Raw genomic sequence first — 10,976 nt, forward strand, 5'->3', positions numbered from 1 at the left:
TATTCCAAAACATTAAAAAACCTGCTTATGAAACGTTTATCTAACCATTGGAGCACCCTGCTAGCGGCACTGGTCCTTTTATGTTTTACCGCCTGCGGCGATGATGACAGCGCACCGGAACCAACTAAATTTGAGTTGAAGTCTTTGATGGCAGGCACTATTAACCTTAATACGGCAACGGCTGCCACTAATGTGCCAACAGATGCCACCATTAAGGCCACCTTTTCAACCAACGTAGACGCTGCTACCGCTACCAACACGGTTGTGACTCTTAAAAAGCAGGGTGAAACCGCCAATGTTCCGGCTATGGTAACTGTTACGGGCATGGAAGTAACGCTAGCGCCCAATGCAGCACTAACCGCAGGAACAACCTATACACTTAGCATTGGCGCCATTAAATCTTCTGACGGCCAAACAATGGCGGCCATGAGCAAGAACTTCACTACCGCCGGCACTGCGCCCCTCCCTGGCACGGTGGCCCATTGGTCATTTGACGGGAATACCAATGCCGTGGTGGGGAATTACAATCCATCGGCCAGCATTGACATCACCTATGGCCCAGACCGTAAAAACCAGGCCAACAAAGCAGCAGTTTTCAACGGGTCTACTTCTATCATAGAGATTGACAACGGAAGCCAATTATTGAATGCCAGCAATTTCACCCTTAGTTTCTGGATGAAGTTGAATTCAGATAATGGCAACAGAGACCATTTTGTGATGGGCCTAGGTGCTTTTCATGGCTTAGGGATGGAAGTTCCAAAAACTTATGGCCTCTTTAAAGTAGTAGCCCAATATGAATGGGCAGACGGCAGAACAGGTGCCAATGACTTTGTATTTAACGGTGACGGAAAAAACAAAGATAACGGGGGCTGGGCAGCCATTGAAACTGAAAAAGATTTAACAAATACCGGTGGGGTAGCTGGACTGCTGAAAGATAAATGGGCCCACGTCACGTTTGTTTTCAATAGTGCCACCAAGTCAAGGTTCCTGTATATCAACGGCGAACTCATGGAGAAAGACAACTTTACCTTATTGCCAGACGGTGACCTGAAGACGGCCAAAGGCCTTAAATTCAATGGGAACACTGAGGTGCAAAACAAACTGGCGTTTGGGTTTAACCAGGCAAGAGGCGGCATTATGTGGGCAAATGAACCTTGGGGCGGTTATCAATTCCCAACGGCTAACCATTTCAAAGGAAGCTTAGACGAGATTAGAATATTCCATTCCGCCTTAACCGCAACTGAGGTGCAGGCTATGTATAACTCTGAGAAATAATCAACTGCAGCTTTCTGTTTTCAGGTTGTTTTTCCAAAACTAGCCAGAAAACAGAAAGCTGCTTTTCTACCTCCCCCTACACACGTACCTGTCAACTATACCTTCTTTTTATCCCCCGATTGTGTCTTTCATGCCCAGTCATCAACAACTACCTATTGCCATGCCCATGAAGAAACTTGCTGCCCTCTTCTTCACTTTTTGTTTATTTCTTCCTGTAGGAGTACAAGCCCAGAAAAAAAGAAATTCTGCCCAAAGCACCGTTTCCAGACCCCAGAATCTATCAGATGAACAACTGCTGGACCTGGTGCAGAAGCAGACCTTTAAATACTTCTGGGACTTTGGCCACCCCGTAAGTGGCATGGCGCGCGAGCGCAGCAATACCTCCTTTGACTACGGCAATGAAGTAGTAACCACCGGCGGCACCGGCTTTGGCGTGATGTCCATTATTGTAGCCGCAGAACGCGGCTGGATTACCCGTCAACAGGCTGCAGAGCGCACCCTTAAAATTGTGAACTTCCTGCAAAAGGCAGACATGTTCCATGGCGTATTCCCGCATTGGCTCAATGGCGCAACAGGCAAAGTGATTCGGTTCAGCCCCAAAGATGATGGCGGCGATTTAGTAGAGACATCACTCCTGTTTCAGGGGTTACTGACTTCTAAACAGTATTTCACCCAGAACAACCCCATAGAAAACCAGCTCCGCAACAAAATTCAGGGGCTCTGGGATGGCATTGAGTGGAACTGGCACACCCAGGGTGGGCAACATGTGCTGTACTGGCACTGGAGCCCCAACAACGGCTGGAGCATGAACCACCAGATCAGAGGCTGGAACGAATGCCTGATTACCTATGTATTGGCCGCTGCATCGCCACGCTATTCCATTTCTCCGCAGGTGTACCACCAAGGCTACGCCACCAGCAACCACTTCCGGAATGACCGGGAGTACTACAACATAAAGCTGCCGCTGGGCTTTGACTACGGCGGGCCTCTGTTCTTCTCGCACTACTCGTTCCTGGGCCTTGACCCCCGCGGTTTAAAAGACAATTACGCAGACTACTGGGAGCAGAACAAAAACCACACCCTCATCAACCGTGCCTATTGCCTGGACAATCCCAAAAAATACAAAGGCTACGGCCCTAACAGCTGGGGGCTTACCGCCTCAGACAGTTACCGCGGCTACGCCGCCCATTCGCCTACTGAAGATTTAGGCGTGATTACCCCTACCGCCGCTCTGTCTGCCTTCCCTTACACGCCAGAATATTCTATGCAGGCGCTCAGACATTTCTACAACAACCTGGGTGATAAAATCTGGGGCGAATATGGCTTTGTAGATGCCTTTAGTGAGCACCACAACTGGTACGCCAATTCCTACCTGGCCATTGACCAGGGCCCTATCATTGTCATGATTGAGAACTACCGCACCGGTCTGCTCTGGAAGCTCTTCATGGCGAACCCGGATGTGCAGAACGGCTTGAAGAAGCTGAACTTCAAAAGCGACAAAATCCAGGGGGAGGCAAGTAAATGAGAAAGACGTTTTTCCTTTTCTTCCTTCTCATAGGGCTTGGAGCGCAGGCGCAGCAAAAGCAGCAAACCTACTGCAACCCCATGAACCTGGACTACGGCTACACGCCCATCCCTGACTTCACCCAGTCTGGGAAGCACCGCGCCACCGCAGACCCGGTCATTGTGACTTACAAAGGCGACTACTACCTTTTCTCCACCAACCAGTGGGGCTACTGGTGGAGCAGTGATTTGTACCACTGGAATTTTGTCTCTAAGTCGTTCCTGAAGCCGCACCACAAGGTCTATGATGACCTCTGTGCGCCCGCCGTGTTTGTGATGGGTGACACCATGCTGGTTTTCGGGTCTACGCATGAGAAAAACTTTCCGCTCTGGATGAGCACCAACCCCAAAGGCAACGAGTGGAAGGAAGCCGTGGAGCCGTTTGAGGTAGGTGCCTGGGACCCGGCGTTTTTCCTGGATGACGACGGCCGCCTGTACCTCTACTGGGGCAGCAGCAACGTGCACCCGCTCTACGGCATAGAGATAGACCGCAAGTCCTTTAAACCTAAGGGTGAGAAGAAAGAGCTCATTCACCTGAACCATGAAAAGTTTGGCTGGCAGCGGTTTGGCGAGTACTTAGACAACACCTTTCTGGACCCGTTCATGGAAGGTGCCTGGGTGACCAAACACAACGGCAAGTATTATCTGCAGTATGGCGCGCCCGGCACTGAGTTCAGCGGCTACGCCGATGGCGTGCAGGTAAGCGACCACCCATTGGGGCCGTTCAAACCGCAGCCGCACAACCCGTTTGCCTACAAGCCCGGTGGCTTTGCAAGAGGTGCCGGGCACGGCAACACCTTTCAGGATCAATGGAACAACTGGTGGCACGTGTCTACCATGGTCATCTCGGTGAAGAACAACTTTGAGCGGCGGCTGGGCGTGTGGCCCGCCGGGTTTGACAAAGACGGGGTGCTGTACAGCAATGCCACCTTCGGGGATTACCCGCACTACCTGCCCAATGGCCCCGCTGACCACCTCAAAAGCCGCTTCACCGGCTGGATGCTCCTCAACTACAACAAGCCGGTGACCGTATCTTCCACCCTGGCGGCCTACGCACCCAACTACGCGGTAGACGAAAGCATTAAAACCTACTGGAGCGCCGCCACCGGAAACAAAGGCGAATGGATTCAAACCGATTTAGGTGCTTTGAGCACCGTGAGAGCCATCCAACTCAACTACGCCGACCAGGACGCTGAGTTCCTGGGCAAACAAACCAACACCTACCACCAATACAAAATCTACCACTCTACAGACGGTAAAAAGTGGAAAATGCTGGTAGACAAAAGCCAGAACAAGACAGATGTACCGCATGACTACATAGAGCTGCCCCAGGCTGTGAAAACCCGCTACCTTAAGCTGGAGAACATTCATATGCCCACCGGCAAGTTTGCCATCAGCGGGTTCAGGGTGTTCGGCAACGGCACGGGCGCCAAGCCTAAGCCAGTGAACAACCTGGTGGTGTTGCGCACTGAGAAAGACAAGCGCAGCGCCTGGCTCAAGTGGTCACAGTCGCCAGACGCGTATGCCTACAACATTTATGTGGGCATTGCGCCAGACAAGCTCTACAATGCCATCATGGTGCACGGCAGCGGCGAGTACTACTTCAAAGGCATGGACAAAGACTTGCCCTACTACTTTCAGATAGAGTCTATCAACGAGAACGGCGTCTCTGAGAGAAGCGCTGTTATTGAGTCAAAATAACGTTGCGTTTTGGGCCTTTTTTTCAGAAAACAGGCCCAAAACAGAGAAGGCAGCCTTAGCTACAACAGAAAGGGCCACCCTCTTCAAATACCCCTAGCTTAAAGATTACCCATTACAAAACACGCATGAAAATGAGAAATGTGACCACCCTTGCCCTGGTTTTGCTTTTAAGCGGAAGCTGCACGCAGATGAATCCGCAGAAACCAACGGCCATAGCCACTGAAACCGGGAAACCCCAACCCGAAACCAGCACCCCTACCAATACCGGCAAGCCGCAAGATGCCAAAATGAAGAAATTCATTGATGACCTCATGGCCAAAATGACACTGGAGGAGAAGATTGGGCAGCTGAACCTGGTGTCGGTGGGTTTTACCGTAACCGGCCCCGTGGTAAGCGAGAACGTAGACGAGAAAATCACCAAAGGCCTGGTGGGCGGCGTGTTCAATACCTTCACCCCCATTGCCGTGCGCAAACTGCAGGAGAAAGCCATTAGCCAATCGCGCCTCAAGATTCCGCTGCTGTTTGGGTATGATGTGATACACGGCCACCGCACCATCTTCCCTATGCCCATTGGCCTGGCCGCCAGCTGGGATTTGGCCGCCATTGAGCGCAGTGCCCGTATCTCAGCTGACGAGGCTTCGGCCGACGGCCTGAACTGGGTGTTCTCGCCCATGGTAGACATTGCCCGTGACGCCCGCTGGGGCCGTATTTCTGAGGGCTCCGGTGAAGACACATATCTCACCTCCCAGATTGCCAAAGCCATGGTACACGGGTATCAGGGCGCTGATCTGGCGGCCTACAACACGGTCATGGCCTGCGTGAAGCATTTTGCCTTGTACGGCGCCGCCGAAGCGGGTCGTGATTACAACACCACAGACATGAGCGACCGCCGCATGTTTGACGAATATTTACCGCCCTACAAAGCTGCCCTGGATGCAGGCGCCGCCAGCGTGATGTCTTCGTTCAATGATATCAACGGCGTACCCGCCACCGGCAACAAATGGCTCATGACTGATTTGCTGCGCAAGCAGTGGGGTTTTGACGGCTTAGTAGTGACAGACTATACTGCTATTAACGAACTCATTCCGCATGGCATGGGCAAAAACGAGTATGAGGTAGCCAAAGTAGCCTTGGATGCCGGTATTGACATGGACATGGTGGGCGAGGTGTTCCTGCAGCACCTGAACCAGCTGGTGAAGGACGGGAAGATAACCGAAGAACAGATCAACGTGGCCTGCCGCCGTATTCTGGAGGGCAAGTACAAGCTGGGCTTGTTTGAAGACCCGTACCGCTACGCCAACGAGCAGCGGGCCAAGGAAACCCTGCTCAAAAAAGAGTACCGTGACGCCGCCCGTGACATTGCCCGCCGCACACTGGTGCTCCTGAAAAACCAGAACCAGACGCTCCCGCTTAAGAAAACCGGCTCTATTGCGTTGGTGGGCCCATTGGTAAAAAGCCAGATTGACCAGCTGGGTAACTGGAACGGCGCCGGCGACTACAAGCAGGCCATCAGCGTAGAGCAGGGAATCAGAAACGTAGCCCCTAACGTAAAAATCACCTACGCCAAAGGCGCGAACATTGCCAGCGACACCCTCATGCTCAAACGCCTGAACGCCCACGGCGGCATGCTGGAGATTGACCCACGCTCGCCTCAGGAAATGATACGCGAAGCCGTGCAGGTAGCAAAAAAAGCAGAGGTAGTGGTAGCCGTGGTAGGCGAGTCACAAGGCATGACCGGTGAGGCTTCCAGCCGCGCTGACATTACCTTGCCTGGTCACCAGTTAGATCTCTTGAAAGCCCTCAAAGCCACGGGCAAGCCGCTGGTAGTGGTGCTGATGAACGGCCGGCCCTTAGCCCTGAAGTGGGAAAATGACAACGCAGATGCCATGCTGGAAACCTGGTTTGCCGGTACGGAGGGGGGTAACGCCATTGCTGATGTTCTCTTCGGGAATTATAACCCGTCTGGTAAAATCACCGCCACCTTCCCGGTATCTGTGGGGCAGTTGCCTATCTATTACAGCCACAAAGCCACGGGCCGCCCGTATGCAGGTCAGCTGCTGGACAAATACAAATCGCGTTACTTAGACGTGCCCAATGAGCCGCTGTACCCGTTTGGTTTTGGCTTGAGCTACACCAGTTTTTCATACACGGCCCCAACCCTGAGCAGCAGCACCATGAAAGCCGGCGGTAACTTAACCGTAAGTGTGCAGGTGAAAAACACCGGCAACTTTGACGGCGAAGAAGTGGTGCAGCTGTACGTGCAGGACTTGATAGGCTCCGTTTCCAGACCGGTGAAAGAGTTGAAGCACTTCAAGAAGATTTTCCTCAAGAAAGGCGAAACCCAAACCGTCACCTTTACCTTGTCTGAAGAAGACCTCAAGTTCCATGACATCAACATGAACTACGTGGCCGAGCCGGGTGACTTCAAGGTGTACGTGGGCACCAACTCCCGTGACGTACAGGCGGCTCCCTTTACGTTAGTTAAATAAGTTGAACTTTGCGTTTTTGGGCTGTTTTTGTAAAAACAGCAAAAAAACGCATTTCTATTTCCTTTAAAGACTATCCTTCTCCCAAAACCCATGAACATGCAGGCGTTCAAAAACAGAGTTCTCTGGCTACTTTTCCTGTTGCTGGCTTTTTCATCAGCCCAGGCCCAGGAGTTAGCGCTATATGAATACAAGCAGTTTGTCTCTGGAACAGACACCCTCCACTACCGCATTCTGTACCCCAAAAACTTTGACGCCAACAAAAAGTACCCGGTGCTCTTCTTCCTGCATGGCGCGGGGGAGCGGGGCAGCAACAATGAATCACAGTTGGCGCACGGCGGAAAGCTGTTTTTGCGGGATAGTATCCGGCAGCAGTTTCCGGCCATTGTCATCTTTCCGCAGTGCCCCAAAGACAGCTACTGGTCAAATGTGAACATTGTCACCGAGCCGGGCGGCAAGCGCCACTTCAACTTTCTCACCGGCTGTACCCCTATGCCGCCCATGCAGCTCCTGCAGAACCTGGTGAGGCAAACCCGCGCCCAGAAGTATGTAGACAAAGACAGAATGTACGTGGGCGGACTGTCTATGGGCGGCATGGGTACGTTTGAACTGCTTCGGCGGGAGCCTAAGCGGTTTGCCGCCGCCTTTGTGATCTGCGGCGGAGACAACGTAGACAATGCCAAGAAGTACAAGAAAGTGCCGCTTTGGGTCTTCCACGGAGGCAAGGATGATATTGTGGAGCCGCATTTATCTGCCCGCGTGGTGACCAGACTGCAGGAGATGGGTGCCAAAGAGGTCAAGCACACCGTGTACCCCAACGCCAACCACAACAGCTGGGACGCTACCTTTGCCGAACCGGCGCTGCTGCCGTGGCTGTTCTCGCAGGAGAAGTGATTTGTACAAACTCCTGCTCAAGACTTGAGACGTAGACGCATATGCAAAAGCCCCTGCTACCATTAGTAACAGGGGCTTTTGCATATCTTAAAGGGCATAACCCTGAAAAGTATTGATTCTTCTTAGTAGATATGTTTTCTGTTTTCGCGTTTCTTGAAGAACAGCCCGAAAACAGAAAACTACGAGTTGCCCAACATTCTGGCGTTCATCTGCGCCGCAAACGCATCATTCTCCTCCCGGCCCGCTTTCCTCCTTTCCTCAGAAGAGCCGTAGCCTACCTCCAATTCGCCAGTATCTATGCGTTGCATCACCGAGTCTGCGAATTCATTGAGGGGTACGCCAAACGTATGCAACCCCACCCCGCCCAAATCTGTGTTGACCGCAGGCGGCACTAGCTCCACCACTTCCACAGAAGTCTTAGACAGCAGAAACCGCAAAGACATGGTGTAGGAGTGCAGCGCCGCTTTGGTGGCGCAGTACACCGGCGCGAAGGCAGCGGGTGTAAAGGCCAGCCCAGAGGTCACATTGATAATTGCCGCCTTCTCCTGCCGCCGCAGGTGCGGAATAAACAGGTGGCACAGGTGAATGGGTGCTTCTACATTTATCAACAGCTCCTGCTGCGTCTCGCCCCACGCCTCCTGCTGCTCCACCGGGTTGATGCGGCGCTGAATACCGGCGTTGTTCACCAGCACGTTCAGGGCAGGAAATTCTTTGGTGGTCCACTCCATTAGGGCAATACGGTCACTTTCTTTGGCCACATCACAGACAATGGTGTGCAGGGCCGGATGCTGCTGCTTCGCCTCATTCAATTTATCAGCACGGCGGCCGCAGATGATCACGGTGCTTCCGGCTTTTAAGAAGCGTTCAGCAATGGCTAACCCAATCCCGGAGGCGCCTCCGGTTACTAAAACGGTATTTCCTGCTAGTCTCATAGATCTTGATTCAACGGTAAGTCTTTGATCAGGAGTACGCGCCCAGCATTCTGTGGTTCCTGTGCATTAGAAGCAGTTTGACAGTTTTTCTATCCTTACTTATTAATTCTTTTTGAAAATGCTCAGGAAAATCTCCATCTTCCTGCAGAAAACCAACACGTTACCATTTACCCCCAATGCGTATGAGAAAAATCCTACCCTATCTCCCCCTGCTTCTCCTCCTGCCCCTGCTCAGCCTGGCCCAGTCACCCAAGCGGGAGTTCAGAGGCGCCTGGATTGCCACCTACTCAAACATTGACTGGCCCAACAAGTCGCAGACGCCTGCCCAGCAGCAGGCTGCTTTAAAAACCATTCTAGATGAACACAAAGCCACTGGCATCAATGCCATCTTCTTACAGGTCAGGAGCCAGTCTGATGCACTTTACCTGAGCCAACTGGAGCCCATCTCTGCAGACCTCACCGGCACCCAGGGCAAGCTGCCTTCCCCGCTTTGGGACCCGCTGCAGTTTGCCATAGAAGAAAGCCACAAACGCGGCATGGAACTGCACGCCTGGCTCAACCCCTACCGGGCTATAGGCAACGTGGCCAACCTGGAAAGTTTTACTGGCAGCCATGTGGCCAAGCAGCACCCGGAGTGGTTGATAACCTCTGGGTCTCTTCGTACCCTGGACCCCGGCCTCCCTGCGGTGCGCAACTACATCATGGCCGTCATTGCCGACATCATCAAACGCTATGATGTAGACGGAATCCACTTTGATGACTACTTCTACCCCAACGCTACGTTTGACGATAATGCTACCTTCACCGCCCACCCGCGCGGGTTCACCAACCAGGCAGACTGCGCCGGGACAATGTGAATCTTCTGGTAAAGCGGGTGCATGATACCATCAATGATCTGAAGCCCTGGGTGAAATTCGGGATTTCGCCCTCTGGCATTTACCGCAACAGCACTGACCCGGCCATAGGTACCAATACCTCTGGTTTGCAGCACTATTCTGCGTTGTATGCAGATTCCCGTAAATGGCTGCAGGAAGGCTGGATTGACTACCTGGCACCGCAGGTGTACTGGTACATTGGCCAGCCGGGGGCGAACTACGGGGTGGTGGTGCCGTGGTGGAACAACAATGCCTTTGGCAGGCACATCTACATTGGCCTGGCTGGCTACAAAGTGAATGACCCGGCACAGGGAACCAGCTGGGCAGATCCCCAGCAGATCCCTAACCAGGTGCGCATGAACCGGCAACTGGCAAATGTGTACGGGCAGGCCATTTACAATACCAGCAGTTTGCGCAGCTCCAGCAAACTGGGCATGAGAGACTCGTTGCGGCTCTTTTTATATAAAAAACCAGCCTTGCTACCCAACATGCCGTGGCGGGACGCCACCCCTCCGGCTGCCCCAACTGCTCTCACGGCACAAAGGTTTGACACAGACTCAGTTGCCCTTTCCTGGGCGGCTCCCGCAGCGGTGGCTAATGAGCTGGACAAGGTGAAACAGTATGCCGTTTACCGCTCAGAAAGCCCAGCGATTGATCTCACCACCACTGACCATCTCATTGCCATCACCAACACCAGTGCCGTGGGCTTCAAAGACAAGGTGCCAGACGTCACCAGAAACTATTACTATGCTGTTACGGCCCTGGACCGTTTCCACAATGAGAGCACCCTGTCAAATATTACCAGCAGCACCCTCACAGCCTCCAGAGAAGAAAGCGGGGTCTTCTCCTCTGCCCTGGCCGCCTTTCCCAACCCGTTTTTTGGGGAGCGCCTCACCATCCGTTTCAGTCTGTGGCACACAGACCCCGCCGCAGAACTGGCAGTGTATGATCTCTATGGAAGGAAAGTGCAACAGGTTTACAGCGGCCGACTGGAGGGTCAGAAAGAACACCAGTTTGACATTGCTACCCAACCACTACAGGGGCGGGTCTTCCTCATCAGGTTGATGACCGCCGGCAAGGTCTACACTGCTAAAGTGATCAGAGGCTACTAAGCAGAAAGGGAGCATCTTTCCTGCCATAAATCAATCGCGTTGCTGTTTTTCTTAAAACAGGCCAAAAACGCCGATTGATTCTGACCTGCAGTTTCTTTGACTGCATGCCCTCGGTTTACTATCTCTACTCTAGGCTAG

At 52.8% G+C, this 10,976-nt stretch carries 8 protein-coding genes; 7 read left to right on the forward strand and 1 reads right to left on the reverse strand.

Annotated features, from left to right (window positions below):
- Positions 1 to 27 precede the first annotated feature (27 nt).
- From A8O25_RS05230 to A8O25_RS05250, 5 genes are all read left to right on the forward strand, one after another.
- Positions 28 to 1,275, forward strand: coding sequence for a LamG-like jellyroll fold domain-containing protein (locus tag A8O25_RS05230; RefSeq protein WP_066831785.1), 1,248 nt, complete (start codon positions 28 to 30; stop codon positions 1,273 to 1,275).
- 166 nt (positions 1,276 to 1,441) lie between these two features.
- The gene (locus A8O25_RS05235; protein ID WP_066831817.1) at positions 1,442 to 2,800 is read left to right on the forward strand and encodes a glucoamylase family protein; all 1,359 of its coding nucleotides are present in this window, start codon (positions 1,442 to 1,444) and stop codon (positions 2,798 to 2,800) included.
- Positions 2,797 to 4,539, forward strand: coding sequence for a family 43 glycosylhydrolase (locus A8O25_RS05240; protein WP_066831787.1), 1,743 nt, complete (start codon positions 2,797 to 2,799; stop codon positions 4,537 to 4,539). Before A8O25_RS05235 ends, A8O25_RS05240 begins: the two co-directional genes overlap by 4 nt.
- A 125-nt stretch (positions 4,540 to 4,664) precedes the next feature.
- Positions 4,665 to 7,028, forward strand: coding sequence for a beta-glucosidase BglX (gene bglX, locus A8O25_RS05245; RefSeq protein ID WP_066831789.1), 2,364 nt, complete (start codon positions 4,665 to 4,667; stop codon positions 7,026 to 7,028).
- Between the two features lie 96 nt (positions 7,029 to 7,124).
- Positions 7,125 to 7,919, forward strand: coding sequence for a carboxylesterase family protein (locus A8O25_RS05250; protein ID WP_153042600.1), 795 nt, complete (start codon positions 7,125 to 7,127; stop codon positions 7,917 to 7,919).
- Between the two features lie 179 nt (positions 7,920 to 8,098).
- Here the strand turns inward: A8O25_RS05250 and A8O25_RS05255 are convergent, their stop codons facing one another.
- The gene (locus A8O25_RS05255; protein WP_066831793.1) at positions 8,099 to 8,851 is read right to left on the reverse strand and encodes an SDR family oxidoreductase; all 753 of its coding nucleotides are present in this window, start codon (positions 8,849 to 8,851) and stop codon (positions 8,099 to 8,101) included.
- 182 nt (positions 8,852 to 9,033) lie between these two features.
- Between A8O25_RS05255 and A8O25_RS24060 the strand changes: the two genes are divergently transcribed.
- Positions 9,034 to 9,708, forward strand: a complete 675-nt coding sequence (locus A8O25_RS24060) for a glycoside hydrolase family 10-like protein (RefSeq protein WP_066831795.1) — start codon at positions 9,034 to 9,036, stop codon at positions 9,706 to 9,708.
- Positions 9,705 to 10,838 carry a family 10 glycosylhydrolase gene (locus A8O25_RS24065; protein WP_066831798.1) on the forward strand — a complete coding sequence of 378 codons (1,134 nt, stop codon included), beginning with the start codon at positions 9,705 to 9,707 and terminating at the stop codon, positions 10,836 to 10,838. The genes A8O25_RS24060 and A8O25_RS24065 overlap by 4 nt, the downstream gene beginning before the upstream one ends.
- The last annotated feature ends 138 nt before the right edge of the window (positions 10,839 to 10,976 follow it).

It is taken from the genome of Rufibacter ruber (assembly GCF_001647275.1).
Lineage (GTDB): Bacteria > Bacteroidota > Bacteroidia > Cytophagales > Hymenobacteraceae > Nibribacter > Nibribacter ruber_C.

Excerpts from the sequence above, each read along its gene's own strand:
- A8O25_RS24060 (WP_066831795.1), top strand. The coding sequence starts at position 9,034 with ATGAGAAAAATCCTACCCTATCTCCCCCTGCTTCTCCTCCTGCCCCTG.
- A8O25_RS05230 (WP_066831785.1), top strand. The coding sequence starts at position 28 with ATGAAACGTTTATCTAACCATTGGAGCACCCTGCTAGCGGCACTGGTC.
- A8O25_RS05240 (WP_066831787.1), top strand. The coding sequence starts at position 2,797 with ATGAGAAAGACGTTTTTCCTTTTCTTCCTTCTCATAGGGCTTGGAGCG.
- A8O25_RS05250 (WP_153042600.1), top strand. The coding sequence starts at position 7,125 with ATGCAGGCGTTCAAAAACAGAGTTCTCTGGCTACTTTTCCTGTTGCTG.
- bglX (WP_066831789.1), top strand. The coding sequence starts at position 4,665 with ATGAAAATGAGAAATGTGACCACCCTTGCCCTGGTTTTGCTTTTAAGC.
- A8O25_RS05235 (WP_066831817.1), top strand. The coding sequence starts at position 1,442 with ATGAAGAAACTTGCTGCCCTCTTCTTCACTTTTTGTTTATTTCTTCCT.
- A8O25_RS05255 (WP_066831793.1), bottom strand. The coding sequence starts at position 8,851 with ATGAGACTAGCAGGAAATACCGTTTTAGTAACCGGAGGCGCCTCCGGG.